At 59.4% G+C, this 15,388-nt stretch carries 16 protein-coding genes and 1 tRNA gene; 7 read left to right on the plus strand and 10 right to left on the minus strand.

Annotated features, from left to right (window positions below):
• Positions 1-227 precede the first annotated feature (227 nt).
• The 9 genes from EO133_RS00610 to hemC form a co-directional block, all read right to left on the minus strand.
• Positions 228-920 (minus strand): TetR/AcrR family transcriptional regulator, encoded by a 693-nt coding sequence (locus tag EO133_RS00610; RefSeq protein ID WP_127070656.1) that lies wholly within the window; start codon positions 918-920, stop codon positions 228-230.
• Positions 913-2,448: a tripartite tricarboxylate transporter permease gene (locus tag EO133_RS00615; RefSeq protein WP_127070657.1), complete on the minus strand. Its 1,536-nt coding sequence runs from the start codon at positions 2,446-2,448 to the stop codon at positions 913-915. The genes EO133_RS00610 and EO133_RS00615 overlap by 8 nt, the downstream gene beginning before the upstream one ends.
• Positions 2,449-2,457: 9 nt before the next feature.
• Positions 2,458-3,006 (minus strand): tripartite tricarboxylate transporter TctB family protein, encoded by a 549-nt coding sequence (locus tag EO133_RS00620; protein WP_127070658.1) that lies wholly within the window; start codon positions 3,004-3,006, stop codon positions 2,458-2,460.
• A 73-nt stretch (positions 3,007-3,079) separates the two neighbouring features.
• Positions 3,080-4,114 carry a Bug family tripartite tricarboxylate transporter substrate binding protein gene (locus EO133_RS00625; protein ID WP_127070659.1) on the minus strand — a complete coding sequence of 345 codons (1,035 nt, stop codon included), beginning with the start codon at positions 4,112-4,114 and terminating at the stop codon, positions 3,080-3,082.
• A 342-nt stretch (positions 4,115-4,456) separates the two neighbouring features.
• Positions 4,457-4,532 (minus strand) — tRNA-Thr (locus EO133_RS00630).
• Between the two features lie 138 nt (positions 4,533-4,670).
• Complete coding sequence (locus EO133_RS00635) at positions 4,671-6,107, minus strand: heme biosynthesis protein HemY (protein WP_127070660.1); 1,437 nt, start codon at positions 6,105-6,107, stop codon at positions 4,671-4,673.
• Positions 6,104-7,507, minus strand: a complete 1,404-nt coding sequence (locus EO133_RS00640) for a COG4223 family protein (RefSeq protein WP_127070661.1) — start codon at positions 7,505-7,507, stop codon at positions 6,104-6,106. Before EO133_RS00640 ends, EO133_RS00635 begins: the two co-directional genes overlap by 4 nt.
• 42 nt (positions 7,508-7,549) lie before the next feature.
• Complete coding sequence (locus EO133_RS00645; protein WP_127070662.1) at positions 7,550-8,299, minus strand: uroporphyrinogen-III synthase; 750 nt, start codon at positions 8,297-8,299, stop codon at positions 7,550-7,552.
• A gap of 19 nt (positions 8,300-8,318) precedes the next feature.
• Positions 8,319-9,263 carry a hydroxymethylbilane synthase gene (hemC, locus tag EO133_RS00650; RefSeq protein WP_280516073.1) on the minus strand — a complete coding sequence of 315 codons (945 nt, stop codon included), beginning with the start codon at positions 9,261-9,263 and terminating at the stop codon, positions 8,319-8,321.
• Between the two features lie 125 nt (positions 9,264-9,388).
• On the opposite strand from hemC, the gene tsaD reads away from it, so the two are divergent.
• Genes tsaD through EO133_RS00675 form a run of 5 tightly spaced genes read left to right on the plus strand, consistent with a single transcriptional unit; the run spans position 9,389 to position 12,634 of the window.
• Positions 9,389-10,453 (plus strand): tRNA (adenosine(37)-N6)-threonylcarbamoyltransferase complex transferase subunit TsaD, encoded by a 1,065-nt coding sequence (gene tsaD, locus EO133_RS00655; protein ID WP_127070664.1) that lies wholly within the window; start codon positions 9,389-9,391, stop codon positions 10,451-10,453.
• Positions 10,450-11,442 carry an NAD(P)H-dependent glycerol-3-phosphate dehydrogenase gene (locus EO133_RS00660; RefSeq protein WP_164734816.1) on the plus strand — a complete coding sequence of 331 codons (993 nt, stop codon included), beginning with the start codon at positions 10,450-10,452 and terminating at the stop codon, positions 11,440-11,442. The genes tsaD and EO133_RS00660 overlap by 4 nt, the downstream gene beginning before the upstream one ends.
• A gap of 3 nt (positions 11,443-11,445) precedes the next feature.
• Positions 11,446-11,736 (plus strand): YciI family protein, encoded by a 291-nt coding sequence (locus EO133_RS00665; protein ID WP_127070666.1) that lies wholly within the window; start codon positions 11,446-11,448, stop codon positions 11,734-11,736.
• 4 nt (positions 11,737-11,740) lie between these two features.
• The gene (locus EO133_RS00670; RefSeq protein ID WP_127070667.1) at positions 11,741-12,157 is read left to right on the plus strand and encodes an EVE domain-containing protein; all 417 of its coding nucleotides are present in this window, start codon (positions 11,741-11,743) and stop codon (positions 12,155-12,157) included.
• A 60-nt stretch (positions 12,158-12,217) separates the two neighbouring features.
• Positions 12,218-12,634, plus strand: a complete 417-nt coding sequence (locus EO133_RS00675; protein ID WP_127070668.1) for a DUF1761 domain-containing protein — start codon at positions 12,218-12,220, stop codon at positions 12,632-12,634.
• 70 nt (positions 12,635-12,704) lie between these two features.
• On the opposite strand, the gene EO133_RS00680 is transcribed toward EO133_RS00675, so the two are convergent.
• Entirely contained in the window at positions 12,705-12,890 is a 186-nt protein-coding gene (locus EO133_RS00680; RefSeq protein WP_127070669.1) for a DUF1674 domain-containing protein, read from the minus strand.
• Positions 12,891-13,021: 131 nt separating this feature from the next.
• On the opposite strand from EO133_RS00680, the gene htpX reads away from it, so the two are divergent.
• Positions 13,022-13,996, plus strand: coding sequence for a zinc metalloprotease HtpX (gene htpX, locus EO133_RS00685; protein WP_127070724.1), 975 nt, complete (start codon positions 13,022-13,024; stop codon positions 13,994-13,996).
• A 117-nt stretch (positions 13,997-14,113) separates the two neighbouring features.
• The gene (locus EO133_RS00690; protein WP_127070670.1) at positions 14,114-15,307 is read left to right on the plus strand and encodes an RsmB/NOP family class I SAM-dependent RNA methyltransferase; all 1,194 of its coding nucleotides are present in this window, start codon (positions 14,114-14,116) and stop codon (positions 15,305-15,307) included.
• The last annotated feature ends 81 nt before the right edge of the window (positions 15,308-15,388 follow it).

Consider the following 15,388-nt stretch of genomic DNA (forward strand, 5'->3'; position numbering starts at 1 on the left):
TGCGCAAATATATCTGGCGCAGTCAAGTTAATTCTTAAGTTTGAGGTATTTGTCATGTTGCCTTTATTGTTGTTCTGGTGGCGCCTTACCCTTGTATCATTCGACTGAATGACGTTATTTGATAAAAGTGTAATAAAATTTAAGTGCCGATGCTTGGGGCGTATGCTTTCCGGCAGTGCGACTGTCGCACCAAAAGCGCTGAACTCATGCTTTCGATTGTGCATCTTTCAAGAGAGCTTGGCAGTCGGCTCCTTTGGCGCCGGGCGTGTAAGCAGATGGTCGAGCACCATCTGCACGCAATGATCTTCTCTGGTGGCGATCCGGTCCCGCGCGCGCAGGTCGGTTTGGAAGATCACCGAGAGCGTGGCGCAGTTCGAGACGTAAAAATAGCCCAACGCTGCAATCGAGATGTAGAGCTGAACCGGATCGATATCGCGGCGGAACAGCCCTTTTTCCGCCCCCCGCTCGATGAGCGTGCGTAATTGATCGACAAGCGGGGAGTGCAGCCCGCTTATTTCCGGCATGGATTTGATGTAGCGCGCCCGCATAAGGTTTTCATTGGTCAGTAGCGCTATGAACCATGGGTTTTCGAGAAAATGCCTGAAGGTGAAGCGCACGAGACGTTCAACCGCCTCGACGGGTTCCGAGCAATCCAGACTCAGTGCCTTTTCGCCGGCACGGATTTCGCGGTAGGCCTCGGTGAGCACCGCGCGATAGAGCGCGTCCTTATCGCCGAAATAGTGATAGAGCATACGCTTGTTGACATTGGCGCGGGTGGCAATGGCATCGATGCGCGCACCGCCAAAGCCCTTGTCGGCAAATTCGGCCCGGCCGGCGGCCAGAATGTCGCTCTTTGTGGCGTCCGCATCCCGCCGTCTGGTCCGGGGGGGAACTGCCTGTGCCGGGGCGGCCCTAGCCATCCCGCGCTCCTCTCGCACCAAGGCCAAGTCTTTTGGCAAGGAAATCCTGGATAGGGCGCGATATGGCGGGGATGCTCATCGCAATGGTCAGCGCTATGACGATCCAGAGCACCGCGGAGATGGGGCGGACAAAGAATGGCGTCAGATCGCCATCTGAGAGAAGCAGCCCGCGCCTGAGGTTGGCATCGAGCAACTCGCCCAGAATGATGCCGAGCACCAGCGGCGCCATGGGATATTTCATTTCGCGCAGGATAAAGCCGACAAAGCCGAAAAACAGCATCACATAGACATCGAACATGCGCTGGGTGATGGCAAAGGCACCGACCACGCACAGCACGTAGATGACGGGCATCAGCTTTTCGCGCGGCACGAGCAGCACCTTGACCAAAAGGCGCGTAAGCGAGAGCCCGTAAATGGTAATAGCGATGGTCGTTAAAAGCAGGATGGCAACGATCTGATAAACAAAGCCGGGGTTTTCGATCATGATCATGGGGCCCGGCCGGATGCCATGAATGAACATCGCAGCGATCAGAACCGCCGCCGCGGCCGAGCCGGGCAAGGCTAGGGTAAGGGTCGGGATCATGGCGCCGGGAATCGATGCGGAATTGCCGGTTTCGGCGGCAACAAGACCTTCAACGGAGCCCTTGCCGAATTTCTCCCGTTCCTTGCTTTTCCGTCGTGCCGCCGCATAGGACGCCCAGGAGCCGATATCTTCCCCCACTCCGGGGATGATGCCCATGAACGTTCCAATGATGCCGGACCTTATGGTTGTCCAGCGGTAGCGGAACACATCCTTAAAGCGCGGAATGACGCGGTCGGTGCTGGTGATGATCGTCGGGATGCCTCTGCGTTTCATAACGGTCAGGATTTCGGCCAGCCCGAATGCGCCCACCATAGCCGGTATGAGGTCGATCCCGCCGCCCAAGGGTTGGATGCCGAAGGTAAAACGCTGGTAGCCATGCAGGGATTCCATGCCCACCATGGCTACGAGAAGCCCAAGGATGCCCGCAATATAGCCCTTTATGGGATTATCGATTGCCGTGAGCTGGCCCGATATGACGACGCCGAACAGTGCAAGCCAGAAAAACTCATAGGAGCCGAAGCGCAGGGCCACTTCGGCAAGCAGCGGTGCAATCAATGCGAGAAAGAAGATCCCCACCAGAGTGCCCAGAGCCGAAGATGTTGTTGCAATGCCCATTGCCATGCCGGCCTTGCCCTGACGCGCCAGCGGGTACCCGTCAAGGGTTGTCGCAGCGCTTGCCGGAGTGCCAGGAATGGCAAGCAGGATTGCAGTGCGCGAGCCGCCATAAATGGCGCCGACATAGAGTGCCAAAAGGCTCAGGATCGCCTGATCGGGGGGCATGCCATAGGTAAAGGTCACCAGCAGCGCCACGCCCATGGTGGCAGTAAGGCCGGGGAGCGCGCCGATGATGATGCCAAGCAGCGAAGCCCAGGCGATGTTAAAAAGAGATGCCCAGTTAAGAAGGCTGAGAACGCCGGCTCCAAGTAGTGAAATGCCGTCAAACATCTGCAAACCCTATGGCAAACGCACGAGAAAACCGCGCTCGAAAACAAGGGTCACGACCGCGGCAACGATGATGGCCTGTACCAGAGCCCAGAGCACCGATCTGGCAATCGGGGCGGCGTTTTCGGCAAGCACGGTTTCGTAGAGCATGATGAATGCGAAAACGAACAGGCCCGTTGCCAGCCAGAACGGAACGAGCCCGACAAGTCCAAGCGTATAGATCAGCACAAGTGCGGCCAGCACGAAGGTCCGGATCGCTTCGGTGTTGACGAGGGTCCGCCCGAGCACGGCCCAACTGTTGCGCACGGGCTCGACCCGCGCGGCGCGGACGGCAAGCAAAAAACCACAAAGGGCAAGGCTTCCGCCCAGGAGCATAGGGACGAGACCTGGGATCGTCGCGGGATGAATGCGACGCGTTTCGAGCCGCGGCATATCCCAGGCCAGGTAAAAAATAGCAATCCCAACAATCAGAAAGAACAGCCCGGCGAGCAGATCGGCCTTGATCATGGCCCCAGATTCGGTTTCGGCCGGTGGCAGGGTCTCAGAGTCCAGATCGCTCATGGTTCTTGCTCACGTTTGAAAAGCCGGGCCGCCCGGTTTTGGGCGGACCGGCTCGTTATATCCGGCGGGCGTTTTAACCGCCTATTTCGCTGTGGGTATCGCAGTCGATCCCGATGGTGGAGGGATCGTTTTCCGCCTCACCACGTGCCAGCGCGGCACAGGCCTTTTCGATCACGACTGGCATGGCCATGGCGCGGGCAGCTTCCCCGGAAGCCGGGGTCAGAACGGCGCCATTTGTCAGCGTGTAGTTGAGCAGGGTTTCGGAATTGGCAATATCGCTTTCCCAGATTGCGTCGAGCGCTGAGATGACCTCATCAGGCACGCCGGTTGGCACGAGAATGCCGAAATAATCGGGTGCCAGCGGCATGTCGGGCAACCAGTCGGTAATCGGCGGGATTGGGTCAACGCCCGCGATTTCAAGCGGCTGGTCGGATAGAACCGCGAGACCCTTGATGCGGCCGCCCCGGATCAGTTCGGCCTGTTCGGCTGCGAGCTGGGTGGTAACCATGACTTCGCCGGCAGCGGTTGCCGTTGCGGCCGGTCCGCCGCCATCATAGGCGACCATGCGGTATTCGAACTCGCCGGCTTGGGAGATCGAGGCAATTGCGGTGCCACCCGATGATGTGACGCCAGCGGTGCCGACGGTTATACCTTCACCGCGCTCGCGGAACGCATCGAGCAATTCACCGAAATCGTTAAACTCGCTATCGGCCGGAACGCCGACAACCGGCACATGGGCGACAGCGATATAAAGGTGCCAGTCATCGATATTGGTGTCAGGCAACAGGCCCGAGATCTGATAGGTGGCATTGTTGGCAATCGCATTGCCGGTCCAGGTGTAACCGTCGCGCGGCGCAGCCAAGACTTCCGCCGTTCCGGTGGCGCCCGATGCGCCGGGCTGGTTAACAACAACGACCGACTGGCCGAGGGCTTCACCAATGATCGGGGTCAGCACGCGGATAACCTGGTCGGTCGAACCGCCCGCCCCCCAGGGCACGACGACATTGATGGGCCGATCGGGTTGCCAGTCCTGTGCGAAAGCGTTTGCGACGCCGAGCGTCAATGGTGCAACAGCCACGGCCAAAGCGGCCTTGGTTACAAATTTCATGATTTCCTCCCCTTATGGGTTTTTCGACGCAACTCCTCCTGAAGCGCCGATATCCCAGAGTGAAACGCATCAAGCCCGCTGTCAAGAAGTAAGTAACTGGTTAGTTCTTTTGGGGTTGTTGGCGAAGGAGGAATAAGCCAAGGTTGATCCCAGCCGACGATATCGTTCGCGTGGCTGACGACATTATTGCCAGCTATCCCGACCCCGGAAGGAAGCCTTCCCCCAAGCATTTGCGGCGACTTTGCCACACTATACCCAATAGTGGAGGTGGATTTAGGGGGTGGATCGATAAAAGTTGTCTGGCGTTAACTTATTGATTTAGCGTTCTCATTTTATGAGAAGTGGTGCCGCTTACGTGACTCGAACACGTGACCCCATCATTACGAATGATGTGCTCTACCAACTGAGCTAAAGCGGCCCGGCGCGGATTGCGCGTTATTGCAGTCTGGCCAGCAGGGGCCAAATGTCCGCGTCTTTTACTGGTGTCCGCCAAAACGCGCAAGAGCGAACTCGTGCGTCAAAGGATCGAATTTTTCGCTTTGGCCATCCTGACCGATCAGCGAGGCGGTGTGGCCTCGCCTGCACCGTTTGGCTTTGCTGTTGCCGGTTCAGCAGAGATCGTCTTGGGCTCATTTGCAATGGCCTCGATGGCAGCGCTTGCGCCCGGCAATTGTGCGTGACCATCGGGCGCGATTGCCGCAGGGCGGTGGGCGGAAACCGGCACCTTCCATTCAAACGCATCGAGTTGGCCCGTGATCGGCGATGTCGGTGCCCATTGGTCGGCGGTGATCCCGTCGGCGGTCCAGACCGGGTCGCGTGGCGCTGTGATGGCGCGGGCCAGCCAGGCGCGCGCCTTGCCCTGATCGCCCGATTGTCCCTCCTCGATTTCGGCCATCAGCGTGCAGATGGTCTGGGTGGGTGCATCAGCCGAATAGGGCGCCAACGCATTGCGGGCCAGTGACCATTCATGGGCGTCGATTGCCGCGCGGGCCAGAGTCATGGCGGCGGCAGGCTCACTTGTCGCATCGGCTTCCACAAGCGTTTTCATACGCTTGAGCCGCTCGAGTGCGGAACTGCCGGGTGTCACATGGGCATAGAGGGTTGCAACATCTCGGTGATGGGTTGCGCGCCAGACCTTTGTCAAAAGCCAACTGGCCTTGCGTGTATCGCCGCGATTGATATGAATCCGGGCTGCAATCAGTGCGGCGGGCACGAAATTGGGAATGGATCTAAGCGCAGCCTGCGCGTGATTGAGCGCGGCTTCGGGCTCGGTATCCTCAATGGCATGGGCCAACGCGGTTTCCAGAACGCCTTGACGGCGCTTCTTGGCCTCCTTTTGTGCCTTGGTGCGGGCGGGCAGAGAGATCGACATTTCAAGGGCATCGGCCCATGCACCCCTTGCGGCAAGATCGTTGAAAACCGCGTTGGAGGCCCAGTCAAGGCTTGGCGCCAGCATCACGGCCTTGCGGGCAAAGGTGAGTGCCGCCTTAGGACGGTTCTGGGTGTTTGCCTGTTCATAAAGTCCGGCGAGGGCGGCCAGCGCGGTTTTGGGATCGGAGATGAGAGCCCGGTAATGCTCGCGGGCCGAGGGCAGATCGCCAAGTGCCAGTTCGGCCCGCGCTTCGAGCAATTGGGCAGCGGAATTGCCGGGCAGTTTTGCGCGCGCGTCGCGTGCCAGCATGCGCGCTTTGGAATATTCTCCGGCCTGCAATGCGATAAGGCCGTCAGACAGGGCCTCGACGCCTGCCGCCTGTTTTTTGCGTTCTGTGTGACGGGCAAGTCGGCCGGGGGCTTCAATCACGCGGCGTATGATGGCCCAGACAAGGATCGAGACCACGATAAGGCCAAGGATCAACGCAATGGACGTGCCAAGCCCCGGTTCCAGCCGATAATTTGCGACCTCGATCGAAACGGTGCCAGGCATGGCGATCAGCCAGGCGGCGCCCAGGGCGAGAACAAGACTGGCAACGAGATAAAGAACGAGCCGGGTCATTGATCGGCCTCCGCGTTGCCTTGTTGTTCGGCTTGCGCCTCAACGGTCATTGATTGCGTATTTGCGATGAGATTGCCTGCGTCGATCCGTGCCGTTAGGCCTAAAAGCACCGGCGCCATGGCATCCTGCATGGGTTGCGGCAGGGTTCGGGCAGCATCGTGCGCTGCCGCCAGATCGCCGCGCTCAAGTGCTGCCTCAACGCGAGCCAATTGTGCGTCCGGTCCATCGCCATCCAGATCGCCCGATACCCGCAAGGCCAGCGCCGATTGGGTCTGGGCAATAAGCCGATCGAAAATGCCTGCCTCTTCCGGTAGCGGGCGGGCCGCCAGAATCTGGGGCAGATTGGCGCGATAAGACCTGACAAGGCTTTCATCGGTCATGAGCCCGGATAGGGAGGCTGTGCGGATTTGCTGTGAAATGTCGAGATCGGGCAGCAGCGCTTCCACTTCGCCAAGGGCATCGGCAAAGGGAGCCCCTGCATTCATGTCGCGCTCGAGCTGGGCAATGGCGCGCGGCAGCCGGGCCAGCCGGTCGCGATCGGCGGTCAATTCGGAAATGGAGGGCTGTTCGGCAAGAGCGGTTTCCATCGCATCGAGCCGGACGAGGACATCTGCAAGCCCTGATTGATTGGCCTCGATTTCGGCGCCAAAGGATGCGGTGGCGGTGGAAAGTTCGTCGATCCGGCTGCGGATCGCGCCGAGATTTTGCGCCAGTTCATCCATATCGGTTTCCGACGCGCCGAGTGCCAATGCTTCGATCCGCGCCGCAAGGTCATTGTTTTGCCCGGCAAGGTCGCTCAACTGCTGAGCCTGGGCGGCAAGCGTGTTCTCAAGGGCAGCAATGGATTGTCCGGCATCGGTATCGTTTGAGGCCGGAGCGGCTTCAAGCGCGTCGAGCCGGCCGGCGATGTCACCAATCCGGGTGCTTTCGGCTTGTGCTGCATTCTCAAGCGTTGCAAGGCGAGCGTCCAACGCGCTTTGGCCGGTTGGGGCCGCCATCGGCGGTTGTGGCCAATAACCGAAATAGGCAAGCCCATAGGCCAGTGCAACACCGGCCAGGGCTCCACCCAGACCGGCAGCAATGCCCAGGGTCAGTCCGCCGCCATTACCGGGGTTTTCTGATGGCCGTGTCTGGCCGGTACGCGGTCCTGTCGGGCTTTGGGGTGGCTTGGCATCTTTTCTGGCACTGGCCTGTCCGCCTGCGCCTTTTGCCGCTTCGGGTTTGTCCCCGCCAGCCGGAGCAGTGCCGGTGGCGCTTTTCGGCTCTTGGGAAACGGAAGCTTTGGTGGCATCCGAATTTTTGTCCTGGCTGCCCTCTTGTGTAACGCCCTCGGCCTGGGTTCGCCGGGCGTTGCCTTCAATGACGGGCGGTTTGACCGGGCCGGACTTTTTATCCACCATTCGCTCTGCCTCGTTGTTCTTGTGTGTCTCGTTCAGTTGGCATCATGGACTGATTTGCTCACGCGCAAAAGCCAGCGCGAGGCTCATCATCGCGCCATGGTCGGGATCGTCCGCCAGCGAAATGCGCAGGAAATGATTGTCGATCAGGGGCTGCGCGCAGCTTTCGGACACGCACAGGCACTCGACCTGGCGGCGAACGGGATCAAAATCATCCCCCTTGCACAATTCGGCAAAAATCTGTGCTGTCCGGCGCGAGTAAAAGAGGATGCCGGCGACTTCACCGCGGATAAGCGTTTCGGCTACCTCGGGGGCAAGTGCCTCGGCTGCAACCATTTCATAAAGGACTTCGGTTCGCGTTGAAATACCGCTGCGGGCAAGCAGCCCCGCCAGGTCGCCGCTCTGGTGGTGCGCCGCGGGGTAAAAGACCGTGCCATCGGGACGGTTGGTTTCGATCAGATGGGCCAGATCGTTGAGGGTGCCCTGGGCGCTGATGACATTTGTAAACCCCGCCTGCCGCGCCTCGTGGGCTGAATGATCGCCCACCGTAAAGACCGGCAATTGCCAGGGGGCAGCACCATCGAGGCCATCGAGTTCGCGCGCCAGAAAGCGCGCCGCATTGGCGCTGGTGATCGCGAGTGCGCCGAACGCGGAAAGATCCGGTATAGTTCCCTCTCGCGGTTCTGCCCTCAAGAGTGGCGCGATGATTGGCTCGATCTCAAGCGCACGCAGATGCCCGGCCGTCCGGTCGGCATCGGGTTGCGGGCGGGTGACGAGCAGTCTGGGCCGGTCCATCGGCGTTTACTGTCCTTTTTCAGCGGTTGAACTGGGCGATAAAATCCGGTCCGGCTTCAGCGATCAGCTTTTCGCCAAGGGCAAATCCCATTTGCTGCCCATCGGTACGGGTGCCGGTCATTTCGGCCTCGAAAGCCTGACTTCCATCGGGCGAAAGAATTTGCCCAAAAAGCGTAAGCCTATCGCCTTCAAGGGTTGAAAGCGCGGCAATGGGCGTGCGGCACGAGCCATCGAGCTTTTCCAGAAATGCGCGTTCGGCCAGAACCCGGATCTCGGTCTCCCTGTGGCTTAGCGCTGCCGCCAATTGGGTGGTTCTGGCATCATCGAGCCGCGTTTCGATGCAAATGGCGCCCTGGGCGGGAGCGGGCGGAAAATCGCGCTCATCGAGTATGAGGGTTGCGCGGTGGTCCTGATCGAGCCTGTTGAGGCCGGCAATGGCCAAAAGGGTTGCGTCGGCAACGCCATCCGCGAGCTTTTTAAGCCGGGTTTGCACATTGCCGCGAAAGCCGACAATGCGGAAATCTTTACGGAAGCGCTTGAACTGGGCGGCGCGGCGCAGTGAGGAGGTGCCGATCTTTGCGCCCTCTGCCAGATGATCCGGGCTTTTGGCAACAAGCGAGATGAAGGCATCGCGTACGTCTTCGCGTTTCAAAAATGCGCAGATCTGCATGCCTTCGGGTAACGATGTGGACATGTCCTTGGACGAATGGACCGCCAGATCGATTTCTCCGGTCTCCAGGGCCCGTTCGATTTCCTTGGTAAAAAGGCCCTTGCCGCCGACTTCCGAGAGCGGTCGATCAAGGATGATGTCGCCGCTGGTTTTTATGACCTTTATTGCAATCGTATCGGGGGCAAGCCCGTGCACCTTGGACAAGAGATCGCGCACTTCTTCCGCCTGCGCCATGGCCAGAGGGGAGCCGCGGGTTCCGATGGTCAAAGCCGGTTGGGTTTGAGAAGATTGCAATGTTGCCTCGTCCTGATAAGAAATGTCCGCCCAATGGGGCATAATGATTTTGTCGGGCTATTCGATCCCCGTTTTTGCCTTTAGACACCAGCGCAATTGGTAAGGCCAGAGTTCAGATCGCCGCAATGAATAGCGAAAGCCTCATATTGGGAATCGAAACAAGCTGCGATGAAACCGCAGCCGCCCTCGTGCGTCGCAAGCCTGACGGCTCGGGCGAAATCCTTTCCAACATCGTGCGCTCGCAAATCGAGGAGCATCGCGCCTATGGCGGGGTGGTGCCCGAGCTTGCCGCGCGCGCCCATGTTATCCATCTCGACACGATCATTCAAACCGCATTGGACGAGGCCGGCGTTGGTTTTGACGATCTCTCCGCGATTGCCGCAACTGCCGGGCCGGGGCTGATTGGCGGGGTGCTTGTGGGTCTGACAAGCGCCAAGGCCTTGAGCGCGGCAACCGGCAAGCCCCTGATCGCAGTCAATCACCTTGAAGCCCATGTACTGACGCCAAGGCTCACCGACGGCATAGATTTTCCTTATCTGGTGTTGCTGGTTTCAGGCGGGCATTCCCAATTCGTGCTCGTCAAGGGCGTGGGCGATTACGAGCGTTGGGGCACGACCATCGACGATGCTTTGGGGGAGGCCTTCGACAAGGCAGCAAAGCTGCTCGATCTGGGCTATCCGGGCGGCCCGGAAGTGGAAAAGGCGGCGCTTGGCGGCGATGCCAGACGGTTCGATCTGCCGCGCCCGCTGCTCAATCAGAAACGGCTCGATTTTTCCTTTTCCGGCCTCAAGACCGCGTTGCGGCTGGCAGCCGAAGCGGTGGCGCCGGTCAGCGAACAAGATTGTGCCGATCTTTGCGCCAGCTTTCAGCAGGCGGTTTGCGACATCGTTTCGGCGCGCGCAGGCATGGCGCTCAACCAATTTACCGCCCGGTTTCCCGGTCATCGGCCAACGCTTGTGGTGGCTGGCGGTGTTGCGGCCAACAAGACCATCGGCGCGGCGCTTGAGACGGTCTGCGCTCAAAACGATGCGCGGCTCGTTGTACCGCCTTTGCCGCTTTGCACTGATAATGGCGCCATGGTCGCCTGGGCTGGGGCCGAACGGTTTGCACTGGGCAGGCAGGACGGATTCGATGTGGTTGCGCGCCCGCGGTGGCCGCTTGACGATGCGGATATGAGGATATTGCCGTGAGCGTTGATGTTTTCGTTATCGGCGCGGGCGCGTGGGGCACGGCGCTTGCACAGGCTGCCATATTTGGCGGCAGTCGCGTCACGCTTTATGGCCGCGATGACGCGGCTATAGGCGAGATCAATGAAAATCACAGGCTCAGCCGCTATCTTGGAGACACCAATCTCGATCCTGCACTTAAGGCGCAGTCCGATTTTGCCGGGCTTGACGCTGCCGATGTCATTTTGCTGGTGGTGCCGGCTCAGGCAAGTCGCGCGACGCTGGCCCGGATTGGCCCGGATATATTGGCTGGCAAGCCGGTCGTGCTGTGCGCCAAGGGGTTCGAGATGGGCACAAATCTGCGCCAGAGCGAGATTCTGGCCGAGCTTGCCCCCGATGCCGAACCTTTTGTTCTGTCAGGACCAAGCTTTGCCCATGACGTCGCCAATAAGCGTCCCACAGCGATAACGCTTGCCGGACCGGATGCCGACCGTGCGCAGGATATTGCCAATATTCTGGCTGGACCGTCATTCCGGCCCTATGCCAGCGGGGATCTCGCCGGGGTCGAGCTTTGCGGCGGGCTTAAAAATGTCTATGCGCTGGGCGCAGGCGCAATTGAGGGTGCGGGGCTTGGTCTGTCGGCACGCTCGGCTTTTCTGGCGCGCGGTTTTGCCGAATTGGGGCGGCTGGTGCTCGCCATGGGCGGGGACGAAGCCACGCTCTCGGGGCTGGCCGGTATCGGCGATCTGGCGCTTAGCTGCACTTCGGAGGCGTCGCGCAATTACAAATCCGGTATCGCTCTGGGCCGGGGCGAGTCCGTCGATACAATCAAAGCGTCGGGTATGGGGCTTGCCGAAGGCATCTACACAGCGCCTGTTGCTTTGGCGCTGGCGCAAAAGGCAAAGGTCGATGCGCCGCTTGTCGAGGCCGTCAATCTGCTGATCTCGGGCGCCGCAACAATCGACTCCATCGTGCCCATGCTTATGGCGCGCCCGCTCAAGAAGGAAGGATAAGTCATGCTCTTTGCCGTTCATGCCAAGGATAAGCCCGGCCATCTCGAAACCCGGCTGGCAACACGCCCCGCACATCTCGCCTATTGGGAACAGAACGATCCGGAGCTGGTGCTGGCGGGGCCCTTTCTCGATGATGACGGCAAGCCTTGCGGCTCGCTGATCGTTGTGCGGGCCGATGATCTTGCGGGCGCCAGAGCACTCATCGATGCCGATCCTTATGCAATCGCGGGTCTTTTCGAGTCGGTTACGATCCAGCCCTGGAACTGGGCGCTCAAGCGGCCGGAAGGAGTTTAGAGGCATGGCTTACTGGCTGTTCAAATCCGAACCTGAAACATGGGGTTGGGACGATCAGGTTAAGAAAGGCGCGCCCGAGGAATGGAACGGGGTGCGCAATTACCAGGCGCGCAACAATATGCGCGAGATGAAAAAGGGGGAGCTTGGCTTTTTCTATCACTCGGTGAAGGAAAAGCAGGTGGTGGGTATCGTGAGGGTCGCAAACGAAGTCCATCCCGACTCAACCACCGACGATCCGCGCTGGGAATGCGTCGATGTCGAAGCGGTCAAACCGTTCAAGACGCCGGTGACGCTGGAAGACATAAAGGCCCATCCCGAACTTTCCGACATGGTGCTGGTCAACAATTCCCGGCTCTCGGTACAGCCTGTGTCGGAAAAGGAATGGAAGATCATTTGCACGATGGGTGGTGTTGAGCCATAAAATGGGGTGATCGGCTACCGGGTTGGGAGATGGTCGGCCGTATTTGTGGGGGAACGGGACATGTCACATCTGGCTGTAAACTGGTTGGCCGTGGTTCTTGCGATGATCGCCTCGATGGCGTTGGGCGCGGCCTGGTATATGGGGCTTTCCAAGCAGTGGATCGCTGCAACGGGCAAGACCGAAAAGCAAATCATGGCGGGTTCGGGCGGCCCGGCTACACCCTTTATCTGGGCTGCTGGCTGCCAATTGATCATGGCCTATTTTCTGGCACTTTTGACACCCGCGCTCATGGGCGAGATCACCGTTTATAACGGTATTCTGTTGGGCGTTCACATGTGGCTGGGCTTTATCATCACCTCGATGATCCTCAATCACCGTTATCAGGGTATGAGCTGGAACCTGGCGCTGATCGATGGCGGGTATCTTCTGTTGGTAATGATTGTTCAGGGCGCCGTGATTGGGGTCATGGGCCGATAAATCCGCAAGAGGGCTGGCCGCCCGTTGCGCGCCAGTCACCGGACGAAACGGTCAGGCGGCCAGCGCCTTTTCAAAAATCGGAGGAGATTCCCTTGATTTCCCAGTCGCCATAGCGAGCGGGGTCAAGCCCGCCGCGGCCATCGATTTCCTTTGGTGCCTGGCTGGTTTTCGCATCGATCCCGGCCTTGCGCGCCGCCGCTTCTTCAAGCGCGCGCTTTGCAATTTCAGGATCTGGACGTCTGGTTGATGTAGGCATCTGGTTTACCGGACCGATTGGCTTTTGCAAAAGATGACAAAGAGTTTAGGTGTCAGGCTCTTGCTGGCACGGCTCTCGATCCCCATCATATAGCGACCTTTGGTTGGAGATAAAGAGTTCATAGAACAATGATGAATACCTTGCGTACCACCGTTTTGCTGGCAGGTATGACCGCGCTCTTTATGGGTGTTGGTTATCTTATTGGCGGCGAAGGCGGCATGGTGATGGCTCTGGGGCTTGCCGTCGCAGTGAATGCGTTTGCTTATTGGAATTCGGACAAGATGGTCCTTTCCATGCAGAATGCGCGCGAGTTGAGCCGATCCAATGCGCCTGAATTGTTCGACATGACCGCGCGGCTGGCCGAGCGCGCAGGCCTTCCCATGCCAAAGCTCTATCTCATCGATACCGATCAGCCCAATGCGTTTGCCACCGGACGCAGTCCCGATGTCGGAGTGGTCGCGGTTACGCGCGGGCTTGTGCGGCATCTAGACGATCGGGAAGTAGCCGCCGTGATCGCGCACGAGCTGGCCCATATCAAGCATCGCGATACGCTCGTGATGACCATCACGGCAACGCTGGCCGGTGCGATTTCCATTCTTGCCCAGTTCGGCTTGTTTTTCGGCAATCGTGACAATGATTCCCCGCTCGGGCTTTTCGGCACCATTGCCATGGTTCTCCTCGCGCCGATTGCCGCCGCGCTGGTGCAGATGGCTGTAAGCCGTACCCGCGAATATGGAGCGGACAAGGAAGGCGCGGCCATTTGCGGCGACCCGCTGGCGCTGGCCTCTGCATTAGAGAAAATCACCGCCATATCCCGTACGCGCCACAATATGCCTGCGGAAAAGGCTCCGGCCATGGCGCATATGTACATTGCCAACCCTCTATCGGGCGCGCGGATGGATAATCTCTTTGCAACCCACCCGGATCCTGCCAACCGGATTGCAGCACTTAAGGCCATGGACGCAGAAATGGGCACTTCCGGTGCTGGCAATTGGGTCAGTGTCGCTGTAAGACGTGAACCAAATGCTGCGCGCACGACGCCGGGCTGGCGGACGCCAGGAACCCATACGCGTGGCTCACAAAACACCAAGGGACCATGGGGTTGACCGATTAGCACGCAAAATCCTCAACGAAATGCTGGCCTCAAGCCTCGGCTTGAGGCCGCTTTGCATCTGGCGGCCATCCTCAAGGGTAAGCCTTTTCAACCTATCTCTCCCGCCAGCATGCCCGATCCGCGCGATCGTGCGCTTGCCAACAGGATCGTGACCACAGCCATGCGGCGACATGGGCATATATCGCTCGTGCTGGATGATTTGCTGAAAAAAGGCGTGCCTGACCGTGCCGGACCGCTCGAAGCGGTCTTGCGCACGGGAATCGCTCAATTGCTTTACATGGAAGGCATTCCTGCCCACTCAGCCTTGCACCTGAGCGTTGAGGCGGCGCGGCGCGACAAACGCAGTGGCCGGTTCGACAAACTGGTCAACGGGGTCTTGCGCCAGGCTCAGCGCGACGCCGAGAAGTTTGCCGCGCTCGATCCGATCCTGCTTTTGCCCGACTGGCTAGCAAAGGGCTGGATCAAGACTTTTGGGGCCGAGGCCGTGAACAAGTTTTGTGTGGCGCTGCTTGAAGGCGCGCCGCTCGATCTGACGCTCAAGCGGTACGATAAAGATCTGGTCGATGCGCTTGGCGGGGAACTGGTCATCGGCAATTCAATCCGGGTCAATACGCGCGAGAGCGTGATTGCGGATCTGCCCGGCTTTGCCGAGGGAAAGTGGTGGGTTCAGGATGCCGCCGCTACATTGGGTGCCCGGCTCATCAATGCTGGCAAGGGCATGCGCGTGCTCGATCTTTGTGCAGCACCGGGCGGCAAGACGGCCCAATTGGCCAGTATGGGCGCAGATGTGGTGGCGCTCGATATCGATGAGAATCGTCTCGAGCGACTGGCCCAGAACATGGACCGTCTCGGATTTGCGCCCGAGGTTGTTGTGGCTGATGCTCTTGCCTATGAACCCGACGAAAAATTCGACGCGGTTCTGCTCGATGCACCCTGCTCGGCGACAGGCACGTTCCGTCGGCACCCCGAAGTTCTCTGGCAGCGCGATGCCGGTGGCATTGCCGAGCGGGTCAGGATACAGCGTGCAATGGTATCCCATGCGCTCGATCTTCTGAAGCCGGGCGGCCTGCTGGTTTATTGTGTGTGTTCGCTGGAATCGGAGGAAGGCGAAGATCAGGCCCGATGGGCGCTTGAGCAGTTCAAATCCATAGCCCTTGCGCCGGTTTCAGCCGATGAGTTGGACGGATGGGTCGAACCGATCACTTCGCAAGGCACCGTGCGCACCCATCCCGGCCTAGCCGTGCCGGGCAGTGCAGGCGGTACGCTTGACGGGTTCTTCATCGCCCGGTTTGTAAAAAACTAACCGCATTTTACCCAAATGTTTTGAGAATCGCTGTGGTTAACATGCGCTTGATGATATTGTCGCAAACCCTTGAGTGAGTTT

Source organism: Pelagibacterium lentulum (assembly GCF_003992625.1).
In the GTDB taxonomy this organism is placed as follows: Bacteria; Pseudomonadota; Alphaproteobacteria; order Rhizobiales; family Devosiaceae; genus Pelagibacterium; species Pelagibacterium lentulum.